At 66.9% G+C, this 21,100-nt stretch carries 21 protein-coding genes; 7 read left to right on the top strand and 14 right to left on the bottom strand.

The genetic code is table 11. The features are described 5' to 3' along the window. Window positions 1-24 precede the first annotated feature (24 nt). A complete protein-coding gene (locus C8C99_RS00195; RefSeq protein WP_108624565.1) occupies window positions 25-1,053 on the top strand; it encodes a tripartite tricarboxylate transporter substrate binding protein in 1,029 nt (342 codons plus the stop codon). A gap of 24 nt (window positions 1,054-1,077) precedes the next feature. On the opposite strand, the gene C8C99_RS00190 is transcribed toward C8C99_RS00195, so the two are convergent. The 7 genes from C8C99_RS00190 to C8C99_RS00160 all read right to left on the bottom strand — a co-directional run bounded on the left by C8C99_RS00190 (window position 1,078) and on the right by C8C99_RS00160 (window position 9,525). Next, window positions 1,078-1,998, bottom strand: a complete 921-nt coding sequence (locus C8C99_RS00190; protein ID WP_108624564.1) for a glyoxylate/hydroxypyruvate reductase A — start codon at window positions 1,996-1,998, stop codon at window positions 1,078-1,080. Between the two features lie 63 nt (window positions 1,999-2,061). Further along, window positions 2,062-4,089, bottom strand: a complete 2,028-nt coding sequence (locus C8C99_RS00185) for an acetyl/propionyl/methylcrotonyl-CoA carboxylase subunit alpha (protein ID WP_108624563.1) — start codon at window positions 4,087-4,089, stop codon at window positions 2,062-2,064. Between the two features lie 2 nt (window positions 4,090-4,091). Then, window positions 4,092-4,811: a DUF4126 domain-containing protein gene (locus tag C8C99_RS00180; RefSeq protein WP_056638998.1), complete on the bottom strand. Its 720-nt coding sequence runs from the start codon at window positions 4,809-4,811 to the stop codon at window positions 4,092-4,094. Between the two features lie 16 nt (window positions 4,812-4,827). After that, window positions 4,828-5,613, bottom strand: coding sequence for an enoyl-CoA hydratase/isomerase family protein (locus C8C99_RS00175; RefSeq protein WP_108624562.1), 786 nt, complete (start codon window positions 5,611-5,613; stop codon window positions 4,828-4,830). After that, window positions 5,610-6,119, bottom strand: coding sequence for a DinB family protein (locus tag C8C99_RS00170; RefSeq protein ID WP_108624561.1), 510 nt, complete (start codon window positions 6,117-6,119; stop codon window positions 5,610-5,612). The genes C8C99_RS00175 and C8C99_RS00170 overlap by 4 nt, the downstream gene beginning before the upstream one ends. 17 nt (window positions 6,120-6,136) lie before the next feature. After that, the gene (locus C8C99_RS00165; protein WP_108624560.1) at window positions 6,137-7,744 is read right to left on the bottom strand and encodes a carboxyl transferase domain-containing protein; all 1,608 of its coding nucleotides are present in this window, start codon (window positions 7,742-7,744) and stop codon (window positions 6,137-6,139) included. A 14-nt stretch (window positions 7,745-7,758) separates the two neighbouring features. Beyond that, the gene (locus C8C99_RS00160) at window positions 7,759-9,525 is read right to left on the bottom strand and encodes an AMP-binding protein (protein WP_108626980.1); all 1,767 of its coding nucleotides are present in this window, start codon (window positions 9,523-9,525) and stop codon (window positions 7,759-7,761) included. A 50-nt stretch (window positions 9,526-9,575) separates the two neighbouring features. Here C8C99_RS00160 and C8C99_RS00155 point away from each other — a divergent pair, with 50 nt between their 5' ends. From C8C99_RS00155 to C8C99_RS00140, 4 genes are all read left to right on the top strand, one after another. Beyond that, window positions 9,576-10,685: an AraC family transcriptional regulator gene (locus C8C99_RS00155; RefSeq protein ID WP_233247131.1), complete on the top strand. Its 1,110-nt coding sequence runs from the start codon at window positions 9,576-9,578 to the stop codon at window positions 10,683-10,685. Window positions 10,686-10,813: 128 nt separating this feature from the next. Next, a complete protein-coding gene (locus tag C8C99_RS00150; protein WP_108624559.1) occupies window positions 10,814-11,092 on the top strand; it encodes a metal/formaldehyde-sensitive transcriptional repressor in 279 nt (92 codons plus the stop codon). An 8-nt stretch (window positions 11,093-11,100) separates the two neighbouring features. Further along, complete coding sequence (gene dmeF / locus C8C99_RS00145; protein WP_108624558.1) at window positions 11,101-12,135, top strand: CDF family Co(II)/Ni(II) efflux transporter DmeF; 1,035 nt, start codon at window positions 11,101-11,103, stop codon at window positions 12,133-12,135. A 36-nt stretch (window positions 12,136-12,171) separates the two neighbouring features. Continuing rightward, window positions 12,172-12,852 (top strand): glutathione S-transferase family protein, encoded by a 681-nt coding sequence (locus C8C99_RS00140; protein ID WP_108624557.1) that lies wholly within the window; start codon window positions 12,172-12,174, stop codon window positions 12,850-12,852. Window positions 12,853-12,888: 36 nt separating this feature from the next. Here the strand turns inward: C8C99_RS00140 and leuB are convergent, their stop codons facing one another. The 7 genes from leuB to C8C99_RS00105 all read right to left on the bottom strand — a co-directional run bounded on the left by leuB (window position 12,889) and on the right by C8C99_RS00105 (window position 19,876). Continuing rightward, window positions 12,889-14,034, bottom strand: a complete 1,146-nt coding sequence (gene leuB / locus C8C99_RS00135) for a 3-isopropylmalate dehydrogenase (protein WP_108624556.1) — start codon at window positions 14,032-14,034, stop codon at window positions 12,889-12,891. A 6-nt stretch (window positions 14,035-14,040) separates the two neighbouring features. Further along, the gene (locus tag C8C99_RS00130) at window positions 14,041-15,015 is read right to left on the bottom strand and encodes a tripartite tricarboxylate transporter substrate binding protein (RefSeq protein WP_233247130.1); all 975 of its coding nucleotides are present in this window, start codon (window positions 15,013-15,015) and stop codon (window positions 14,041-14,043) included. 26 nt (window positions 15,016-15,041) lie between these two features. After that, window positions 15,042-17,024, bottom strand: a complete 1,983-nt coding sequence (locus tag C8C99_RS00125) for an aconitase family protein (RefSeq protein ID WP_108626978.1) — start codon at window positions 17,022-17,024, stop codon at window positions 15,042-15,044. 79 nt (window positions 17,025-17,103) lie between these two features. Then, window positions 17,104-18,000: a LysR family transcriptional regulator gene (locus C8C99_RS00120; RefSeq protein WP_056639025.1), complete on the bottom strand. Its 897-nt coding sequence runs from the start codon at window positions 17,998-18,000 to the stop codon at window positions 17,104-17,106. An 11-nt stretch (window positions 18,001-18,011) separates the two neighbouring features. Beyond that, window positions 18,012-18,665 carry an HAD family phosphatase gene (locus tag C8C99_RS00115; protein WP_108624554.1) on the bottom strand — a complete coding sequence of 218 codons (654 nt, stop codon included), beginning with the start codon at window positions 18,663-18,665 and terminating at the stop codon, window positions 18,012-18,014. Between the two features lie 50 nt (window positions 18,666-18,715). After that, window positions 18,716-19,165, bottom strand: coding sequence for a YchJ family protein (locus C8C99_RS00110; protein ID WP_108624553.1), 450 nt, complete (start codon window positions 19,163-19,165; stop codon window positions 18,716-18,718). 12 nt (window positions 19,166-19,177) lie between these two features. Beyond that, window positions 19,178-19,876, bottom strand: a complete 699-nt coding sequence (locus C8C99_RS00105; protein ID WP_108624552.1) for a DUF4197 domain-containing protein — start codon at window positions 19,874-19,876, stop codon at window positions 19,178-19,180. Between the two features lie 162 nt (window positions 19,877-20,038). Here C8C99_RS00105 and C8C99_RS00100 point away from each other — a divergent pair, with 162 nt between their 5' ends. Further along, complete coding sequence (locus tag C8C99_RS00100) at window positions 20,039-20,518, top strand: DUF421 domain-containing protein (protein WP_108624551.1); 480 nt, start codon at window positions 20,039-20,041, stop codon at window positions 20,516-20,518. An 88-nt stretch (window positions 20,519-20,606) separates the two neighbouring features. Then, the gene (locus C8C99_RS00095; protein ID WP_108624550.1) at window positions 20,607-20,963 is read left to right on the top strand and encodes a DUF2237 family protein; all 357 of its coding nucleotides are present in this window, start codon (window positions 20,607-20,609) and stop codon (window positions 20,961-20,963) included. Window positions 20,964-21,100 lie beyond the last annotated feature (137 nt).

Here is a 21,100-nt window from a genome sequence, read left to right as displayed (position 1 = left end):
TATCCATCCCCACAGGAGACAGACATGCACCACCGCCCCATTTCTTCGTCCACGCCCCGCACCAACCGGCGCACCGTGCTGCACGCAGCCTTGGCCGTCCCCCTGGCCCTGGGCCTGGCGGGGCAGGCCGCGGCACAGTCGGCCGCTACCGCATTCCCCAGCAAGACCATCCGCTTTGTGGTGCCCTACCCGCCCGGTGGCCCCACCGACCTGATGGCCCGCATGCTCCAGCCCGAGCTGCAAAGCCGCCTGGGCGTGCCTGTGGTGGTGGACAACAAGGGCGGCGCCGGTGGCAACACCGGCAGCGCCGAGGTGGCCAAGCAGGCCCCTGCTGACGGGCACACGCTGCTGCTGGCGGCCAGCGGGCCGATGGCGGTGAACCCCTCGCTCTACGCGAGCATGCCGTTCAGCCCGCTGACCGATCTGGCGCCGGTGATCCAGCTGTCGGCCTTTCCGCTGGTGCTCGAAGTCCATCCGTCGCTCGGCGTCAAGACCCTGGCCGAATTCCTGGCGCTGGCCAAGACGGGCAAGCCGGTGCTGAGCTTTGCGTCGGCCGGCAACGGAACACCGCAGCACCTGGCGGGCGAGCTGTTCAACACCATGGCAGGCGTGAAGATGGGGCACATCCCTTACCGCGGCGCAGGCCCCGCGCTCAACGACCTGATCGGCGGGCAGGTGAACGTGATGTTCGACATCGTCGGCAGCTCGCTGCCCCACATCCAGGCAGGCAAGCTGATCCCGCTGGCGGTCACGTCCAGCGAACGCGCCAAGGTGCTGCCCAACGTGCCAACCATGGCCGAGGCCGGCATTACGGACTACCAGATCACCGGCTGGCACGGCATTGCCGTGCGCGCGGGCACCCCGCAAGCCACCATCGACAAGCTCAACGCCACGGTCAACGCGATCTTCAAGGACCCCGCCTTCCGCACCAAATGGGAAGCCATCGGTACGCCGGTGGTGGCGGGCAACGCCGCCGACTTTGGCGCGCTGATCAAGGCCGATGCGCAGCGCCTGGGCAAGCTGGTGCGCGATGCGGGCGTGACGGTGGACTGAGCACCGCGCGGCGGGGAAATAGGCTCAGTAGCCGCGCGACGGGTTCACCACCCCGGCCACGGCCTCGCCCCGCTCCAGTGCCACCATCTTGCGTGCGATCTGGGCGATGCTTTCATCGCGCAACGTGCGCGCCGAGGTGTGCGGCGTGACGGTGATGCGGGGGTGGGTCCAGAACGGGTGACCAGCAGGCAGCGGCTCGGTGCGGAACACATCGAGCGTGGCGCCCGCCACATGGCCGCTGTCGATGACGGCCAGCAAATCCCCGTCCACCAGATGCGCTCCGCGCGCCACGTTGATCACATAAGCGCCGGGCTGCAAACGGGCCAGCGTGTCCTTGTTGATCACGTCGGTGGTGTCGGGCGTGAGGGGCAGCAGATTGACCAGCACGCGGCTCGCTGCCAGGAAATCGTTGAACTGGTCCGCCCCTGCAAACGCGCGCACACCCTCGATGGCCTTGGGGCTGCGGCTCCAGCCGTTGATCGGAAAGTCAAACTGTGCCAGCGCCTGGGCCACACGCTCGCCCAGCACGCCCAGGCCCATCACACCGATGGGGTAGTCGCTGCGCAGGCGCGGCTTGCGGTAGCCCCAGCGCCCGGCGGCCGTGTCGGCCTCGTAGCCGTCAAACTCGCGGAAGTGGCGGATGACCGCGTGGCACACGTATTCGGCCATCTGCACGGCCATGCCCGCATCGTCCAGCCGCACCACAAAGGCCTGGGGCGGCAGGCGCAGCTTGAGCAAGGCATCCACCCCCGCACCGATATTGAACAAGGCCTTGAGCGCGGGCTGCTCGTCCATGAACTGCTGGGGCGGTGCCCAGACGACGGCATAGTCGGCCTGGGGAGCGCCGGGCTGCCACACAGAAATCTCAGCGCCGGGCAGCACGGCGGAAAAGCCCTGGAGCCAGGGCTCCGGCTTGGCATCGGTACAGCAAAAGGTGATTTTCATGGGCTCCGAGCGTAGCCGCATTGCGCACCCCGCGCTGTCACGCACGAGGTGCCCCGATGGGGCTTACGCCTTCTCGGCCACCACGAGCTTGAGCAGCTCGGCCCCTTCGGTCACCTGGTCGCCAGGGGCGTACAGCAGCTCAGCCACCATGCCATCGGCAGGCGCTGCAATCGTGTGCTCCATCTTCATGGCTTCCATCACCGCCAGCGGCTGGCCCTTGGTCACGGCATCTCCCGCCTTCACGGCAAACGACACGACCTTGCCAGGCATCGGGGCCGTCAGGCGCCCGCCTTCGGCCGCTGCCTCTCCCGCGTGGGCCAGCAGGTCGATGGCGGTGATCTGGGTGGCGCCCAGCGGGGTGAAGACATGGTCCACCTCACCCTGGGCATACACGGCAGCGCGCGTGCGCTGACCTGCAAACTGCAGTTCGATTCCGTTGAGCTTTGCCGCAAACACCAGCGGCCCGGCCACGGCGGCATCGCCCTCGCCGACTGCCAGATGCAGGCTGCCACCACGCTCGTAAGTCAGCAGGGCCTTGGCATGCTCACCACCAAAATCAAACTCAAACCGGCGCTGCACCACACCATGCGTGTGAAAGCCATCACGGCAGCTGAATGGATCCACCCCTTCACTGGCACGCTCGTGCAGCAGGGTTTGCGCTACGGCAGCCGCTGCGGCCAGCGGCAACCCCACAGACTCCTGGTGGAACAGCACAGCCTGCTCGCGCGGGATGAGCGCGGTGTCGAGCTTGGCCTGCGCGAATGCCGCCGTCTTCGCCACGCGGCGCAAGAACTGCACGTTGGTGGCCAGGCCCACGATATGGGTCTGGGCCAGCGCCTCGTCCAGCCGCGCCAGCGCCTGCTCGCGCGTGTCGCCATGCACGATGAGCTTGGCCACCATGGAGTCATAAAACGGGCTGATCGCATCGCCTTGGCGCACGCCGGAATCGACACGGACCGAGCCCCGCTCGAAAGTCACGCACTCGGGCAGCGCATACACATTGAGCGCTCCGGTGGCGGGCAGGAAGTTGTTGTCGGGGTTCTCGGCGCAGATACGCGCCTCGATGGCATGGCCGGTGATGCGCAGGTCTTCCTGCCTCAAAGGCAAGGGTTCGCCGGAAGCCACGCGCAGCTGCCACTCCACCAGGTCCAGGCCGGTGATGGCCTCGGTCACGGGGTGCTCCACCTGCAGGCGGGTGTTCATCTCCATGAAGTAGAACTTCATCTGCTCGGGCGCGTCGTAGCCGCCGGGCTGCTCGACGATGAACTCCACTGTGCCCGCGCCCACGTAATTTACGGCGCGTGCGGCAGCCACAGCGGCCTCGCCCATGCGGGCGCGCAGCTCGGGTGTCATGCCGGGGGCAGGCGCTTCTTCCAGCACTTTCTGGTGGCGGCGCTGCACCGAGCAGTCGCGCTCAAACAGGTACACGCAGTTGCCGTGCGTATCACCAAACACCTGGATCTCGATGTGGCGGGGACGCTGCACGTATTTCTCCACCAGCACCGCATCGTCGCCAAAGCTGTTGATGGCCTCGCGCTTGCAAGAGTCAAGCGCGGCGGCGAAGTCCTCGGCCTTGTCCACCGCGCGCATGCCCTTGCCGCCGCCGCCTGCGCTGGCCTTGATGAGCACGGGGTAACCAATGCGGTCGGCCTCGCGTTGCAACATGGCTGGGTCCTGGTCCGCACCGTGGTAGCCGGGCACCAGGGGCACCTGGGCCTGCTCCATGAGGCGCTTGGACTCGGCCTTGAGCCCCATCGCATTGATCGCGCTGGCGGGGGGGCCAATGAAGACCAGGCCCGCATCGGCACAGGCCTTAGCGAAATCTTCGTTCTCGCTCAGAAAGCCGTAGCCGGGGTGAATGGCCTGCGCACCCGTGGCCTTGGCGGCGTCGATGATGCGCTCCCAGCGCAGGTAGCTGTCCTTGGGCGCGCTGCCGCCAATGTGCACGGCCTCGTCGCAGACGGCCACATGCTTGGCGCTGGCGTCGGCATCGGAGTACACGGCGACGGTCTTTACGCCCAGGCGTTTGGCGGTGGCCGCGACACGGCAAGCTATCTCGCCACGGTTTGCAATGAGGATCTTGTTGAACATGTTTAAGCCACCTTGGCAGAACCAGAAAAGAAAGAAGACAAGCGCCGCACCACGGCGCGCAGAAACTTGAACAGCACCACCAGCAGCAGCACCGACACCGCCACCATCACCACCAGCGCGATGCCAAAGGCCACCGGGTGCTGCGTGGCCATCCACACCACGGCCACCACCAGGCCGTCTTCAAAGAACGACAGGCCCCAGTTGGAAAACGGCTCGGGCGAGGTGTTGACCGCAGCCCGCGTGGTCATCTTGGTGGCCAGAGCGGTGGCAGAGAGAGAGCCCCCCAGCAGCCCCGCCACCACCGCCATCGTGGCGTTGTCGGCGCCAAAGACGCCGTACGCCAATGCGGCCCCTGCGGGTACGCGGATGAAGGCATGCACCGCATCCCAGGCGCTGTCCACCCAGGGCACCTTGTCGGCAAAAAACTCCACCATCAGCATGCAGCCGCTGACCATCAGCACCAGCGGGTGCTGCAACATGGCCAGGCCGGGCGGCAGGGGCATCCAGCCCAGCACCCCCATCATGCCGACCAGAAACACCACGGCATACAGCCGGAACCCGCTGGCCCAGCCCAAGGCGGCCGCCAGGGCCAGCAGGCTGGGCATGTCGAGCCGCGCAGTGGCCGTTGCCGCCGCATCACCCACGGCCCGCGCGGTGCCGCCATCGACATGCAACCCCAGCGTGTGGAGCCACTGCACGATGTTGAACCAGAGGGTGTCCATGACCTACTGGTACCGGTCAGCCCAGCCAGTTCGGCTTGCGCTTGTTGAGGAACGACTGCACGCCTTCCTTGCCTTCATCGCTGGCGCGGATGTCGGCAATGCCCTGCACCGTGGCGGCGATCAGGCCCCCGTTGATCTCGCGCTCGGCCACATCCATCACCAGCTTCTTGCAAACGCGCACGGCGTTGGGGCTGGCGCTGGTGAGGGCCTTGAGCAGTTCATCGACCTTGGCGTCGAGCTGGTCGGCAGCCACCACCTCATGCACGAAGCCGATGCGCAGCGCCTCGGCCGCGCCAAAACGCTCAGCGGTGAGGAAGTAACGGTGCGCAGCGCGCGCGCCCATGGCGCGGATCACATAAGGGCTGATGGTGGCGGGGATGAGCCCCAACTTCACTTCGCTGAGGCAGAAGCCCGCCGTGTCCACCGCCACCGCCATGTCACACGCGGCCACCAGGCCCATGCCTCCTGCGTACACGTCGCCCTGCACGCGGGCTATTGTTGGCTTCGGGCATTCATAAATCACGCGCAGCATCTCGGCCAGCTTGCCCGCGTCGGCGATGTTCTCGCCCTGCGTGTAGTCGGCCATGCGACGCATCCAGTTGAGGTTGGCACCGGCGCAAAAGGCCGGGCCTTCGGCCGCCAGCACCACAGCGCGCACATCGGCGCGCCCGCCCACATCGATGAAGGCGGCGGTGATCTCGGCAATGACTTCGTCGCTGAACGCGTTACGAATCTCGGGCTGCGTGAGCGTGATGCGCGCCACGGCGCCGGACTGGGTGATGGAAAGGTTCTGGCTGCTCATGGCTTGGACGGGTTTTGCAAAAAGTAGACGAGGTCCAGCTCCGGGCAGGGTTGGCCCAGCGCGGTCAATGCGGCGGTGATCTGGCCCCGGTGGTGCGTACCGTGGTTGAAAACATGGGCCAGCGTGGCCGCAAACGGCAGCGATGCCGCGGTGCCACGCATGGTTGTGTAGTCAAGGGTGTCGTTCCAGCGGTCAGGAGAGAACGACGCAATCAGCGGTGCCCAGCGTGCCGCGCCTTCGCGCAGGCGGGCATCGAGCTGCGCGCGGTCGGTCTCCAACTCGGCGTCCAGCGCCACCTTGGGCGAGATGCCTTCGGCAAAGCGCACAAACCACAGATGGTGCTCGCCCACCAGCAGGTGGTTGAGCGTGCCGTGGATGCTTTTGAAGAACAGGCCTACGTCGCGCCGGTAGGCCTCGTCAGGCAGCGCCCGCACGGCATCCAACACGCGCGCCGTGGCCCACACGTTGTAGCGTGCCAGCTGGGTGAAGTGGGCAACAGCGTCCATGGCAGCTCCCGGCGGGGTTACATGCGGAACAGGCCGAACCTGGTGTCTTCTATCGGAGCGTTGCGCGTGGCGGCCAGGCCCAGCGCCAGCACGCGGCGGGTGTCGGCGGGGTCGATCACACCGTCGTCCCACAGGCGGGCCGTGGCGTAGTAGGGGTGGCCCTGGTCTTCGTACTGGCGGCGGATGGGGGCCTTGAAGGCTTCTTCCTCCTCCATGGTCCACTGCCCGCCCTTGGCTTCGATGCCGTCGCGCTTCACCGTGGCCAGCACGCCAGCGGCCTGCTCGCCGCCCATCACGCTGATGCGCGCGTTGGGCCACATCCACAAGAAGCGGGGGCTGTAAGCACGGCCACACATGCCGTAGTTGCCTGCGCCAAAACTGCCGCCGATGATGATGGTGAACTTCGGAACACTCGCAGTGGCCACGGCCGTCACCATCTTGGCGCCGTTGCGGGCAATGCCTTCGTTCTCGTACTTGCGGCCCACCATGAAGCCGGTGATGTTCTGCAGGAACACCAGCGGAATCTTGCGCTGGCAGCACAGCTCGATGAAGTGCGCGCCTTTCAGGGCCGACTCGCTGAACAGGATGCCGTTGTTGGCGATGATGCCCACGGCCATGCCTTCGATGCGAGCGAAGCCCGTGACCAGCGTGGTGCCGTAACGCGCCTTGAACTCGTCGAACTCGCTGCCGTCCACGATGCGCGCAATGATCTCGCGCACGTCGAAGGGCTTGCGCGTGTCCACCGGGATCACACCATACAGCTCTTCTGCTACAAATTTAGGAGCTGTTGGCGCATGATCTGCGGGCGCCTGCGGCTTGTTTTTATTCAAATTGCGCACGGCATTGCGTGCCAACTGCAGCGCATGCATGTCGTTCTGCGCCAGATGGTCGGCCACACCCGACAGGCGGGTGTGCACATCGCCGCCGCCCAGGTCCTCGGCCGTCACCACCTCGCCGGTGGCGGCCTTCACCAGCGGCGGGCCGCCCAAAAAGATCGTGCCCTGGTTCTTCACGATGATGGATTCGTCGCTCATCGCGGGCACGTAGGCGCCGCCCGCCGTGCACGATCCCATGACCACGGCGATCTGCGAGATGCCCAGGGCGCTCATGTTGGCCTGGTTGAAGAAGATGCGGCCGAAGTGGTCACGGTCAGGGAAGACCTCGTCCTGGTTCGGCAGATTGGCCCCGCCCGAATCCACCAGGTAGATGCAGGGCAGGTGGTTTTGCTGCGCCACCTCTTGCGCACGCAGGTGCTTCTTGACGGTGAGCGGGTAGTAGGTGCCACCCTTCACCGTGGCGTCGTTGCACACGATCATGCAGTCCACGCCACTCACGCGGCCAATGCCCGCGATGAGCCCCGAGCAAGGCGCATCGTTGTTGTACATGTTCAGCGCGGCCAGCGGCGCGAGTTCGAGGAACGGCGTGCCGGGGTCCAGCAGCATCTGCACGCGCTCACGCGGAAGCAGCTTGCCGCGGGCCACATGCTTGGCGCGGGCCGCCTCGCCCCCACCCTGGGCCACTTTGTCGAGCTGGGTGCGCAGGTCATCCACCAGCGTGCGCATGGCAGCGGCATTGGCCAGAAAGTCCGCCGAGCGGGCGTTGAGTTGGGTGTCGAGAATGGTCATAGGGTGTGGCTCTTTCAAGCGGTTTTCTGTTCTTCCAGACCCAGCTGGTCCTTCATCTCGTCGCGGATCTTGAACTTCTGGATCTTGCCCGTCACCGTCATCGGGAAGCTGGTGACAAAGCGGATGTAGCGCGGCACCTTGTAGTGCGCAATCTGGCCCTTGCAGAAAGCGCGGATGTCGTCTTCCGTCGGCTGGGTGCCGGGCTTGGCGATGATCCAAGCGCAGAGTTCTTCGCCATATTTCTGGTCGGGCACACCCACCACCTGCACGTCCTGCACCTGCGAGTGGCGGTACAAAAACTCTTCAATCTCGCGCGGGTAGATGTTCTCGCCGCCCCGGATCACCATGTCCTTGATGCGGCCGACGATGTTCACATAGCCCTCGGCGTCCATGGTGGCCAGGTCGCCGGTGTGCATCCAGCCGTCTTCGTCAATCGCCTCGCGGGTCTTGGCCTCGTCGCCCCAGTAGCCGTGCATGACGGAATAACCCTTGGTGCAGAACTCGCCGCGCTGGCCGATGGGAACGATGGCGCCGGTGTCGGGGTCCACGATCTTCACCTCCAGGTGCGGTTGCACCTGGCCCACGGTCGATACGCGCTTGTCCAGCGGCGTATCGGTGCTGCTCTGGCAGCTCACGGGGCTGGTCTCGGTCATGCCGTAGGCAATGGTGATTTCACGCAGGTTCATCTGCTCCACCACGCGTTTCATCACCTCGGTGGGGCAGGGCGAGCCCGCCATGATGCCGGTGCGCAGCGTGCTCAGGTTGAACTCGGCAAAACGCGGGTGGTCCAGCTCGGCAATGAACATGGTGGGCACGCCATGCAGACCGGTGCAGCGCTCGTCCTGCACCGTCTGCAGCACCGTGATCGGGTCAAACCCGTCGTTGGGATACACGATGGCAGAGCCGTGCGTGAGGCAGGCCAGATTGCCGAGCACCATGCCAAAGCAGTGGTACAGCGGCACGGGGATGCACAAACGGTCTTCGGGCGTGAGCTTCATGCACTCGCCAATGAAGAAGCCGTTGTTCAGGATGTTGCGGTGCGTGAGCGTGGCCCCCTTGGGAAAGCCCGTGGTGCCGCTGGTGAACTGGATGTTGATGGGGTCGGTGGCTTTCAGCGTCGCTGCGATGTGCGCCAGGCGCGGGTCGGCCGCGTTGCCGCGTGCCAGCAGGTCGGTAAATCGCATCAAACCGGGCTCGTCGGCGCCCTGCCCCGCTTCGTCGATCCACACCACCGTGTTCAGGTGGGGCAGCTTCACGGAGCCCAGTTGCCCCGGCTGCTGGCGATGCCATTCGGGCGCCAGCTCGCGCAGCATGCCCAGGTAGTCGCTGGTCTTGAAGCGCGCCATGGTCACCAGCAGCTTGCAGCCCACCTTGTTGAGCGCGTATTCGACTTCAGACGTGCGGTACGCCGGGTTAATGTTGACCAGCACCAGGCCCACCTGCGCGGTGGCCAGCTGCATCAGCACCCATTCGGCATTGTTGTGCGACCAGATGCCCACGCGGTCGCCGGGGGTGAGCCCCATGCCCAGCAGCGCGCTGGCCAAGCGATGGGCTTCGGTCTGCAACTGGGCGTAGGTGTAGCGGCGGCCCTGGTGCACGCTGACCAGCGCCTCGCGCTCGGGCTGGCGGGCCACCATGTCGGCAAAGAAGGCGCCGATGGTCTGCTCGATCAGGGGAACATCGGTGGCGCCACGGGCGTAGCTGTCTACCAGCGGTGCGGATTTCGTTGCGGCTGCACTCGTCACGGGGTTGTCTCCTCTGTCATCCGGCCCTGCGCGCATGGCGGGCGATGTGCAAGCATAGGAGCCCACGCCCTGGCCGGGTTGCCACAATGGTTGCAAATCGTGCCACGGCTGGCACACTCGGCAGCGTGAAACCGCCCATCCAACCCGCCAACCACTTGTCCGCGCCCGCCACGGCCCCTGCCGCCACGCCCATCGCCTTCGTGCGGGCCATCGCTCTCGCCTACGAGCAGCGCGGCAGGAGCCCCGAACGCGCCCTGGCCCAGGCACAGATTGCGCCGCAGCTGCTGCAAGACGACAGGGCACACATCACCGCCTGGCAGATGGAACAGATTTCCGACGCCGCTATGCAGGAGCTGGATGACGAAGCCCTGGGCTGGTTCAGCCGCCGCCTGCCCTGGGGCAGCTACGGCATGCTGGCGCGCGCCTCCATCAGCTCACCCACGCTGCAGGTCGCCCTGGCCCGCTGGTGCCGCCACCACGGTTTGCTGGCGGACGACATTGCGCTGCACCTCACCACCAGCGGCGACACCGCCACCCTGGCCATCACCGAAGCCCGCGACCTGGGTGCACTGCGCGAGTTCTGCCTGGTGTCGGTGCTGCGCAATGCCCATGGCCTGGCCTGCTGGATGGTGGACTCGCGCATCCCCCTCATCGCTGCCGAATTTGCGTTTGATGCCCCACCGCATGCCGATGCGTATGCCGTCCTGTTCCGTGGCCCCATCACCTTCCACGCACCACGCACCGCCATCCACTTCGACGCCCGCTACCTGCACCTGCCCCTGCGCCGCGACGAACAGGCCCTGCGCCAGATGCTGCAACACGCCCTGCCCCTGACCGTGCTGCACTACCGCCGCGACCGCCTGCTGGTGCAGCGCGTGCGCCAGCTGCTGGCCGCGCCCCTGCCCGGCCAGCCCTCCCATGCATTGCCCCAGCACAGCGCCGAATCACTGGCCGCGCTGCTGCACGTGTCGCCGCGCACGCTGCACCGGCAGTTGAAGGAAGAAGGCGCCACGCTGCAGGGCCTGAAAGACGAGGTGCGCCGCACCCGCGCGGTGGAGCTACTGCACCGCACGCAGCGGCCCATCAAGCAGGTGGCCGAGGCCGCGGGGTTTGAGAACGAGAAGAGTTTTATCCGGGCGTTTCGCGGGTGGACGGGACAGTCGCCGGCGGAGTTTCGGAGGGCGGTGCGGGTGTAGGGGCAAAAAGCAGGGGGGGGGCTTTGCTCCAGACCGCCGCCGTCTCCGGCATCCCCACCCCCATTTCGGGGTACTCGCAAAGCTGCATTTAAAATACCCTACCCCCCTATGTCATTTTTCGAGCCCCGATGAGTCACACCATCCAACAAAAATCCAAACTGCTGGCTCGGGTGCGTCGCATCCGGGGGCAGGTCGAAGCCCTGGAGCGCGCGCTCGATGCAGAAAAAGGGTGCGCAGACATCCTTCACCAGATTGCAGCCGTGCGCGGCGCCATGGGTGGGCTGATGACGGAGGTGCTTGAACAGCATGTGCACACCCATATCGCCAGTCCAGAGATCGCCAGCGACGCCGAGCGCGCGCAGGGCGCCCATGAATTGGTCGATGTTTTGCGCGCCTACATCAAGTGAGAACGACTGTGCATACCGAAAATCTTTCCCGCTGGGTCCACGACCATGTGTTCGACACCGGCAACGACGCCGCTGAACGCAGCACGCGCGTGGTGATGTGGATCACCGCCGTCACCATGGTGATCGAGATAGCCGCCGGATGGTGGTTCAACTCGATGGCGCTGCTGGCAGACGGCTGGCACATGAGCTCCCACGCAGTGGCGATTGGCCTGTCGGCCGTGGCTTATGGGACCGCCCGGCGATACGCGCGAGATCCGCGCTTTGCCTTTGGCACCTGGAAGATCGAGATCCTGAGCGGCTTTGCCAGCGCCATTTTCCTGCTGGGCGTGGCAGCCATGATGCTGGTCGGTTCGGTGGAGCGCATCGTCTCGCCGCAGCCGATCCGGTACAAGGAGGCCATCGTGATCGCCCTTCTCGGGCTGGTGGTCAACGTGGTCTGCGCACTGATTCTGGGCAAGGCGCATCACCATGGGCACGGCCACCAACACGGGCATGCACATGACCACCACGGGCACGACCATGGACACAGCCACGGTGGCCACCACCACGACCTCAACCTCAAGTCGGCCTATCTGCATGTGATCGCCGACGCCGCGACATCGGTGCTGGCAATCGCAGCCCTTGTGGGTGGCTGGATCTTCGGCTGGTCGTGGCTTGACCCCCTGATGGGTGTCGTCGGCGCGGTGCTGGTCGCGGTCTGGGCCAAGGGCCTCATCACCGATACAGGCAAGGTGCTGCTGGACCGCGAGATGGACCACCCAGTGGTCGACGAGATTCGCGAGGTGGTGGAAACCACGCCGGATGCGGGCGACACAAAGATCACCGACCTGCATGTCTGGCGGGTGGGCAAGCAGGTGTATTCATGCGCGATGACTGTGGTCACCCACGATCACCAGCTCACACCGGCAGGGGTACGCGAACGCTTGTCGGTGCACGAGGAAATCGTCCACTCGACCATTGAAATCCACTATTGCCCCGATGAGCTGCACGCAGACCACCCGCCGGGTGACGCGCCGTCTGGGCAGCACCTTGCTACCGGCTAAGCTGCGGGGCAGCCCCCAACCGTTCAAACCCTCCCCATGCTCCATCTGCACCACTGCGTCAGCGCCCGTTCCTTCCGCCCTCTGTGGATGCTCGAAGAGCTGCAGCTGCCTTACCAGCTCCACATGCTGCCCTTCCCACCGCGTGCCCAGGCGCGGTGGTTTCTGGATGAGAACCCGCTGGGCACGGTGCCGCTGCTGGTGCAGGGCGCCGCGCCGAACGAGGTGCGCATGACCGAATCGGCGGCGATGTGCCAATACCTCGCCGCCACGCACCCCGACGCGGGGCTGGATGTGGCGCCCACACACCCGGCGTATGGCGCGTACCTGAACTGGCTGCACATGAGCGATGCCACGCTGACCTTTCCGCAGACGCTGGTGCTGCGCTATGGGCGGTTTGAACCGGCAGAGCGCAAGCAACCGCAGGTGGTGGAGGACTACAGCCGCTGGTTTCTGGCACGGCTGCGGGCCGTGGAAGCGACGGTGGCGCACAGCGAATACCTGTGCGCAGGCCGATTCACGGCCGCAGACGTGGCTGTCGGGTATGCACTGCTGCTCGCGCAGCACCTGGGGTTGAACACGCAGTTTGGGCCGGCCACCCAGGCCTATTGGCAGCGGCTGCAGTCACGGCCTGCCTACCAGCGGGCCATGGAGGTGCAGGTAAGGGCGGCAGAGGAGCAAGGGATGCCCACCACACCCGCGCCCGATACGCAGCCCTGAACGCCCGCGTGGACCTTGCCGGGCTGCGAACGAGGCTCAGAGCAATGACAGGGAGGTGCCCGGCACCTCGGCGCCCTCGCGCAGGTGCTGCAGTACGGCAGAGCCCATGGCGCGGGTGCCAACGCGCAGGTTTTCTGGTGTTGCAGCATCTGCAATGTCGGCCGTGCGCCACCCGCTGGCGAGCGCCCGGCGAACGGCCTGCTCCACCCGGTCTGCCAGGTCTGGCCGCACCAAGGCATGCCGCAGCAGCAGGGCAGCCGCACGGATGCAGCCGATGGGGTTGGCGCGGTCTGTACCCGCGATGTCCAGCGCCGTGCCATGCCCCGCCTCGAAGAGCCCCCGGGTGCGACCCGGCTCACCATCCCCCAGCAGCGCAGACGCGGGCAGGCCGATGGAGCCAGTAAGCACCGAGGCCAGGTCGCTGAGGATGTCGCCAAACAGGTTGCCCGCCAGCACCACATCAAAATCCTGGGGGCTGGCCACCAGGGCCATGGCGGCGTTGTCGGCGTACAGGTGGCGCAGCTGCACATCCGGGTAGTGCGCGCGACCCACTTCGGTCACGACCTCACGCCACAGGCGCGAGGTTTCCAGCACATTGGCCTTGTCCACGCTGGCCAGTTGCCCGCGCCGGGCGCGTGCCGCACCAAAGGCCACATGCGCCACGCGCCGCACCTCGCCCGCCGCATAGCGCATGGAGTCAAAACCCTCGGCATCGCCCGCAAAGGGGCCGGTGGCCGCAACCCGCTGGCCCTTGGGCAGGGCCGTGTACACGTCGCCGTCCAGTTCGCGCACGATGAGCACATCCACGCCTTGCACCCGCTGCGTCTTGAGCGGCGACAGCATCGCAACCGTGGCGTCGATCTGGATATGGCGCAGACTGGCATACAGGCCCATGCCGCGCCGCAGCCCCAGGATGGCCTGCTCGGGCCGCAGCGCGCGCGGCAGATGGTCGTGGCGCGGGTCGCCCACGGCGCCAAACAGCACGGCATCGGCCGCGCAGGCTGCTGCCAGCGTGTGGGGCGGCAAGGGATGGCCGTGGGCATCGCAGGCCACCGCGCCCACAGGGGCTTCCACGGCGTCAAAGTCAAAATCCGGCCCGCGCAGGGCCTCCAGCACACGCCGGGCCTGCGCCAGCACCTCGGGACCGATGCCCTCGCCGGGCAGGAAGGCGATGCGGTGCACGGTGGATCAGTCTTTCACAGCGCCGGACCGGCGCACCAGGTCGGCGTGTTTGGCCAGCTCAGCCTTGAAGAAGGGCTCGGCGCTCTCCGGCGGGGAGCCCACCGGAGCGATGCCTTGCGCGGCCATGATGTCCTGCACCTCCTTCTGCGCCAGCGTGGCCTTCACGTCCTGGTAGAGCTTTTGCACCTGGGCCTTGGGCAGGCCGGCCGGGCCGATCAACGCGATCCATGCATCGAAGCTGTAGCCCGGCAGCCCTGCCTCGGCCAGGGTGGGCACCTCGGGCAGCACCTGCGAGCGCTGGGTGGTGGACACGCCCAGCGCCTTCAGCCGCCCGGCCTTCACGTGGGGTGCGGCGGCCGTCACCGACAGAAAAGCCAGGTGGATCTGCCCGCCAATAAGGTCAGTGGTCAGCGGGCCCGTGCCCTTGTAGGGGATGTGGGTGAGGAAGATGCCGCCCTCGCTCTTGAGCAGCTCGGCCGCCAGGTGCAGCACGCTGCCATTGCCAGCCGAGCCGTAGTCCACCTTGCCGGGATTGGCTTTGGCATAGGCCACCAGGTCCTTGAGGCTTTTGACCGGCAGCGCATTGGTGGCCACCAGCACCAGCGGCACCGTGCCGACCACGGTGATGGGCGTGATGTCCTTGAGCGTGTCGAAGGGCATGCTTTTGTAGATGGCCGGGTTGATCACGTGGTTGGACGAGACCAGCGCCAGGGTCTGCCCGTCCTTGGGCGCGCGCACCAGCTGGGCCGTCCCCGAGACGCCGCCCGCACCTGCAATGTTCTCCACCACCACCGGCTGGCCCAGCGCACGCGCCAGCGGTGGTGACAGCGCGCGGGCCAGCGTGTCCACGGTCGAGCCCGTGGTGAGCGGAACGATCACACGCACCGGCTTGTCGCCCTGCGCGTGGGCCAGGCCACCTGCGACCAAGGCAGCCAGCAACAGGCATCGCCGGCCCATGCATGCCAGGTTTGAGGAATTCATCGTTTGTCTCCTGTCGTTGTGTTTGTTCAGGGGTGCCGTGCCTTGAGGTCCGCAAAGGACAGCAGTTCGCCCGCAATTGCGCTGGCCACCACCGTGGGCGGGCTGGCCAGCCAGACGGGGCCCGGGCCGCCCCGGCCCGGAAAATTGCGGTTGATGGCGCTCACCGTGACCTGGTCGGCGGTGGTGGACGAGCCTGGCCCGCAGTTGCCGCAGGCCCCACACGACGGCTGCAGCATGCGCGCGCCGACCTGCTCGAACACCGGCATGTAACCGCGCGCCACACAGTAGTCGCGCACGGCCGTGGTGCCGAACTGCAAAAACAGCTGCACATGTGGCGCCACGCGCAGGCCGCGCTGCGCGGCCCACTGCAGCACGCCGTGGTACAGGTCGAAGTCCTCACGCTTGCCCGCCGTGCACGAGCCCCCGTAGGCGATGTGCACCGTAACGGGCCCGGCCAGATCGGCCAGCGGCAGGCCATTGCCCGGGTCGCCGGGGCGCGCCAGCATGGGCGTGAGCGCCGTGCAGTCCACTGTTATGGTTTGCGCGTACCGGGCCCCGGCGTCGCTGTGCATCCAGGGCTCGATCGTGAAATCCACCCCACGCCGCTCGCGCAGAAAGCGCACCGTTTCGGCATCGGGCGCCACGATGCCGGTAAAGCCACCCAGCTCGGCCGTCATGTTGGTCAGGGTGGCACGCTCGTCGGTGGACAGTGCCGCCACGGCCGGGCCACAGAACTCGAACACCTTGCCCAACCCGGCACCCGCACGGATGGCCGGCAGCGCCAGCAGGTGCAGCACGATGTCCTTGGCCGTCACGCCGGCGGGCACCGCACCGTCGAGCACGATGCGCAGTTGCTCGGGCACCGTGAGCCGCACCGCGCCCGTCACAAAGGCATTGGCCATGTCCGTCGTGCCCACACCAAAGGCCACGCAGCCCAGCGCGCCGCTGTGCGGGGTGTGCGAATCCGTGCCCACCACCACCTGGCCGGGCAGCGCGTAGTGCTCGGCCATCATCGCGTGCGAGATGCCTGCGACGTTGCTGCCATCGTCCCTGCGGGCCTCGTCCTCGGTGAGGGTGCGGTGCATGCGCAGGCCAAAGCGCCTGGCAAAAGCGCGCTGCGCTGCACACATGGCGAGCACGTTGGGCACCAGGCCGGCCCGCACGTGGGTCGCGCTTTCGTGCACGTAGGAGGTGTGGTCCTCGAACACCACGATGGACTCGGGCCCGTTCAGTGCCAGCGATGTGCCGAACTCCGCCCCCAGCATGTGGGCGGCCATGCCGGTGTAGTACTCATGGATGAAGCGCCAGTCGGCCTGCACAAAGGCGCCGTCGCCGGGCGCGGCATGCGCAGCGGTCAGTTCGGTGGCCAATGCGTGGCGGGCGATGATCTTCTCGAACAGCGTGCGCGGCGCAACGCCGCCCTGCCCCGACTCGGCCACGGGCGCCACGCCCTGCATGAAGCGCTGGCCAAAACGCAGCAGCCCGCCACTGCGCAGGATGGCGGCCGCCAGCGCATCGCGGCCCGCCACCAGTTCGTCGATGGCGATGGCCTCGCCACGCTGGATGCGCTCGATGAGGCCAAAGTCGGTGGAGGTGAACAGGCCGATGTTGTCGGCGTTCTGGCGGTAGATGCGCTCAAAGCTCTCGGCCACCACCAGGCGGATGCCCGCCAGTTTTTCTGCGGCGGGGCTGTGCTCGCGCGAGGAGCCCTTGCCATAACGCTTGCCTGCCACCGTGACCTGAAAGCCCCCCTGACGCACCGCATCGGCCACGATGGGCAGGCTGTCGCCGGCCCTGAAGCCCGTGTACGGGTACCGGCCCAGCTGCGCGTCGTAGTGGGTGAGGATGGGCAGCGGCGTGATCTCGTCGGTGGAGACATCGTCGCGCAGCGCACCGGCCGCCCCCGGGGTGAGCGCTGCGTCGACCATCTGCCGTTGCATCACATCGGCGGATTGGCTGAGAAAAAGGATGCGGCCGTCAAAGCGGACTGTGCTGGCATGGGCTTGCATGCCTGCATGATCGGCCGACGCCCAACGCAGGCCAAGCGCCAATGCAGCACAGGGGGTCTCGCAAAAATCGCGATCCGGGTTATCCCGCGGGCCCACTCCAGCTGTCGATGACGGCCTGCACCGAGCGCAGGCGCGGCGTCTTGCGCAGGGCGTACAGGCACAGCTCACGGGCGGCCCAGTCCTCCTGCAGCGGACGGCGCACAAAGTGGCGGCTTCCTGCATAGGCGGCCGCCGCGCTCTGGGGCACGATGGCAATGCCCAGGCCCGCTTCGACCATGCGGCACACGGCGTCGAAGCTGCCCACGGAGACGGCCATCTGCAGGCTGCGCCCGGCGGCCAGTGCCTGGGCATGCACGAAGCGGTCCAGCGAGCCCCCAGCCCGCACACCGATCAGCGGCCACTCGAGCGCCTGGGCAAACCCCACGGCACTGCGCCGGGCCAGCACGTGGCCACGCGGCAGCACCACCAGCAGCGGGTCGCTGGCGAAATGCCAGCGCTCCATGCCTGCGGGCACATCCATGCACACCCCCACGCCCACGTCGGCATGGTCGTCCAGGCAGCTGCGCACCACCTCCGGCGTATCCAGCTCCTTGAGCGAAACATGCAGGGCCGGATGCCGGGCCAACAGGGTCTTGAGCCGTTCTGGCAGGAAGCCGACCACCGCTGACGTGTTGGCCGCCACACGCACCGTGCCCGCCACGCGGCCATCGAGCGACTGCACCTCGCGTGCGAGCTGCTGCAGCCCCTGATCGATCTGCTGCCCACGCTCAAACACCAGGAGACCCGCCTCCGTCAGCTGCACGCCGCGCGGCGAGCGCACCAGCAGCGGCGTACCAAAGGCATGCTCCAGGTCCGTCAGGCGACGGCTCAGCGCCGACGGCGCAATGTGCTCGCGCGCCGCAGCTCGCACGATGGAGCCCTCTTGCGCCACGGCGGCGAACAGGCGCAGGCTGTAGGCATCGACGCGGCGGGTCATGGCGGTCCGGCTCAGCAGCCCAGCAGGCCCGGCAGCTCGGCCATGCTGCAAAACACATGCTGCGCCCCGGCGGCCCGCAGCGCGGCGCCATCGTCCAGCGGCGCGTAGGCAAACACGGTGGCCCCGGCGGCCACGCCCGCAGTCACGCCGGTCACCGTGTCTTCAACCACCGCACAGCACGTGGGCGTGGCCTGCAGCGCAGCGGCGGCAGCCAGGTACACGTCGGGCGCGGGCTTGGTGGCGGGCATCTCGTGGCCGCTGAAGATGCGGCCCGCGAAGTACGGCGCCAGGCCCACCTTGGCCAGCTGCATCTCGACCTTGAAACGATCAGCCCCCGAGGCACAGGCAATGCGCCCATCATGGTGGGCGTGCACGCGCTCGACGGCGCCATGGATGTGCTCGATGGCGGTGAGCTGCGCCTCCAGTGCGGCGTTGCGGCGCGCGTAGAAGGCCGACATCCATTCGTCGGTCAGCGGGCGGCCGGTGTGGTGCTCAATGCGCGCGGCCTCGCTGCGCACCATCTTGCCGATGAAGAGGCGCATGCACTCTTCGGGTGTCAGCACCCACCCGGCCTCGGCCAGCATGTCGCGCAGAACGCCGTTGGTGATGGGCTCGCTGTCCACCAGCACACCATCGCAGTCAAACAGGATTGCTTCAAATTTCATAGCTATCAAGGCATATTTATCTAGCGCATGGAGCAGTTTTGGCTTGGATTTCAGCCCTGCTGGTCTCCATCGACGTAAAACCACTGCCCGCCCTCGCGCACAAAGCGGCTGGTCTCGTGCAGGCGCACGGCACGGCCGCCCACACGGTAGCGGGCCACGAACTCGACCACGGCGTGTTCGGCATCGGTGATGACGTGGCGGCGCACGTCCAGGCCCAGCCATTTGGCACCAGCGTCGAAGTCGAGTGCTGCCGGGCGCGTGCTGGCATGCCAGGTGGCCTGCAGGTAGTCGGCCCGCTCGCACACAAAGGCGGTGTAGCGCGACCGCATGAGGCTTTCTGCATCCGGGGCAGCGACGGCATCCACCCCAGGTGCAGCTAGGTAACGGCCGCAACAGCTGGCGAATGGCAAGGGGGCAGCGCTTTTGCCCTTGCTGCCTCCAGGGCCCGCAGGCGCCGGGCGCCCGCAGGGGCAAGGGTCGGTGGGCCGTGGCAAAGACATCGCGGCAGCCCTTCAGCGCAAGGCGCCAAACACCTTGCGTGCGATGGCGCTGCCGGCGCCTGCCGGGTCCTGGCGGATGCGGCGCTCTTCCTCTCCGATCATGAAGTACAGGCCATCGAGCGTCTTGCCGGTAACGTAGTGCGCCAGGTTGGCGTCTTCGGCCTTCAGCAGGCCAAAGCTCGCAGCCTTGCCCGCGAAGGCGTTGTACTTTTGCGTGAGGCCGACCTTTTCCGTCGCCTGATTCACCACCGGCAAGAAGCGCTGGCCCAGTGGTACCCGGGTCTTGTCGGCAAAGAAGGCCGTCACCGAGTTGTCACCACCGGTGAGGATGTTCTTGGCGTCGGTCACCGTCATGCTCTGCACGGCGCCGACCAGCAAATCCTTGCCCATGGGAACGGCCGCCTCGGCGGCACGGTTGATGGACACCACCAACTCATCGATGCGCTTGCCCTGGCCCAGGGACTTCATCACCTTGGCAGCGTCGTCCAGATAGCCGGGCAGGCCAATGCGCACCTTGGGGTTGCCCAGAAAGCCGTCGTTGCGGCCCAGCAGCGACACCGCCGCTTGCGCGCCCTGGGCCAGCGCCGCCTTGAGTCCGCTGGAGGCATCGGCGTTGCTCAGGTCGCCCAGCGACAGGGCCCAGGCGTGTTGCGCAGTGGCGCACAGCAGAGCCCCGGCGAGGCTGGCTTGGGTGAATTGGCGGCGTTGCATGGATCGGCTCTTTCGTTGGGGTCGGCAGACGGCGCCCGTGGCGGCCACTGCGGTGCGGACGGACTGCACGGGGGACTGTGCGGGATTTTCGCTCAGGGAATCGACGGCGCGCCGCAGGCCGTAGACTGCCTGCTACCCAAGCATCCAACAAGGAACCTTGCAATGTGGCAAATGAGCGTGCCGTGGTGGGAGTTTGTGCTGCGCGGCGTGGTGGTGTATCTGTTCTTGCTGGTGTTCATGCGCCTGTCGGGCAAACGGCAGACGGGGCAGTACGAGCCGTTTGATCTGATCCTGCTGCTGATCCTGTCGAACGCCGTGCAAAACTCGATGAACGCAGGCGATAACTCGCTGGTGGGCGGGCTGATCTCGGCCAGCACGCTGATGCTGATGCATGTGGTGCTGGCGCGGCTGGCGTTCCACTTCCCACGCATTGGACGCTGGGTGGACGGCAAGGCCCAGGTACTGATCCACCAGGGCGAGCTGAACCAGACGCTGATGCGCAAGGAACTGCTGACCCGCGAGGACGTGGAGGCCGCGCTGCGCGCCGGGGGCTGCCTGCACGCCCATGAGGTGGAGCGCGCCACCATCGAGACCAACGGGCAGATCACCGTCGTGCTGCGCCGCCGGGGCGATGGAGACTGAGCGACTGCCGACCGCACGCCTTGCCAAAGCACCTCCTCCACAAACATCGGTCCATCTGGTTTCTGCCACCTGCCAACCGCAACACGATATGACTGCACTGAACGTTCTGGGCACCTTGCTGATGCCCTGCTCCTACGACCCACTGACAGGCTACTTCCGCGACGGCTGCTGCAACACCGACGAGCATGACCACGGCACGCACGTGATCTGCGCGCGCATGACGCAGGCGTTTCTGGACTTCTCGCTCGCGCGGGGCAATGACCTTATCACGCCCCGGCCGGAGCATCGGTTTGCGGGGCTGCGGCCCAACAACCGCTGGTGCTTGTGCGCCCTGCGCTGGAAGGAGGCCTACCAGGCGGGCGTAGCGCCTCCGGTGATCCTGGAATGCACCCACGCCCGCGCGCTGGAGTTTGTGACGCTGGCGCAGCTGCAAAGCCCTGGCTGATCGCTGCGGGGACGCGGGCTGGTGCGCGGCCCGCCACATTGGGCGCCACCACGGCACCGGTCGTCTGCCCGCGGTACACCGCCCGTCCAGCCGTGGCAGAACGCAAGCGCTCGGCCCCCCTACGATGCGCAGCCACA

This window comes from Acidovorax sp. 107 (genome assembly GCF_003058055.1).
GTDB lineage: Bacteria > Pseudomonadota > Gammaproteobacteria > Burkholderiales > Burkholderiaceae_C > Acidovorax.
The sequence above is the reverse complement of the archived record's forward strand: the minus strand, read 5'-3'. Positions and strand labels throughout refer to the sequence as shown.

Coding starts and splice junctions, on each gene's coding strand:
- C8C99_RS00175 (WP_108624562.1), bottom strand. CDS start 5,613: ATGAGCAGCCAGAACCTTTCCATCACCCAGTCCGGCGCCGTGGCGCGC.
- C8C99_RS00125 (WP_108626978.1), bottom strand. CDS start 17,024: ATGCAAGCCCATGCCAGCACAGTCCGCTTTGACGGCCGCATCCTTTTT.
- C8C99_RS00180 (WP_056638998.1), bottom strand. CDS start 4,811: ATGGACACCCTCTGGTTCAACATCGTGCAGTGGCTCCACACGCTGGGG.
- C8C99_RS00110 (WP_108624553.1), bottom strand. CDS start 19,165: ATGTCTTTGCCACGGCCCACCGACCCTTGCCCCTGCGGGCGCCCGGCG.
- C8C99_RS00155 (WP_233247131.1), top strand. CDS start 9,576: ATGGTTGCAAATCGTGCCACGGCTGGCACACTCGGCAGCGTGAAACCG.
- C8C99_RS00140 (WP_108624557.1), top strand. CDS start 12,172: ATGCTCCATCTGCACCACTGCGTCAGCGCCCGTTCCTTCCGCCCTCTG.
- C8C99_RS00185 (WP_108624563.1), bottom strand. CDS start 4,089: ATGTTCAACAAGATCCTCATTGCAAACCGTGGCGAGATAGCTTGCCGT.
- C8C99_RS00120 (WP_056639025.1), bottom strand. CDS start 18,000: ATGACCCGCCGCGTCGATGCCTACAGCCTGCGCCTGTTCGCCGCCGTG.
- C8C99_RS00170 (WP_108624561.1), bottom strand. CDS start 6,119: ATGGACGCTGTTGCCCACTTCACCCAGCTGGCACGCTACAACGTGTGG.
- C8C99_RS00095 (WP_108624550.1), top strand. CDS start 20,607: ATGACTGCACTGAACGTTCTGGGCACCTTGCTGATGCCCTGCTCCTAC.
- C8C99_RS00190 (WP_108624564.1), bottom strand. CDS start 1,998: ATGAAAATCACCTTTTGCTGTACCGATGCCAAGCCGGAGCCCTGGCTC.
- C8C99_RS00150 (WP_108624559.1), top strand. CDS start 10,814: ATGAGTCACACCATCCAACAAAAATCCAAACTGCTGGCTCGGGTGCGT.
- C8C99_RS00100 (WP_108624551.1), top strand. CDS start 20,039: ATGTGGCAAATGAGCGTGCCGTGGTGGGAGTTTGTGCTGCGCGGCGTG.
- C8C99_RS00115 (WP_108624554.1), bottom strand. CDS start 18,665: ATGAAATTTGAAGCAATCCTGTTTGACTGCGATGGTGTGCTGGTGGAC.
- C8C99_RS00130 (WP_233247130.1), bottom strand. CDS start 15,015: ATGAATTCCTCAAACCTGGCATGCATGGGCCGGCGATGCCTGTTGCTG.
- C8C99_RS00105 (WP_108624552.1), bottom strand. CDS start 19,876: ATGCAACGCCGCCAATTCACCCAAGCCAGCCTCGCCGGGGCTCTGCTG.
- C8C99_RS00165 (WP_108624560.1), bottom strand. CDS start 7,744: ATGACCATTCTCGACACCCAACTCAACGCCCGCTCGGCGGACTTTCTG.
- C8C99_RS00195 (WP_108624565.1), top strand. CDS start 25: ATGCACCACCGCCCCATTTCTTCGTCCACGCCCCGCACCAACCGGCGC.
- C8C99_RS00160 (WP_108626980.1), bottom strand. CDS start 9,525: ATGCGCGCAGGGCCGGATGACAGAGGAGACAACCCCGTGACGAGTGCA.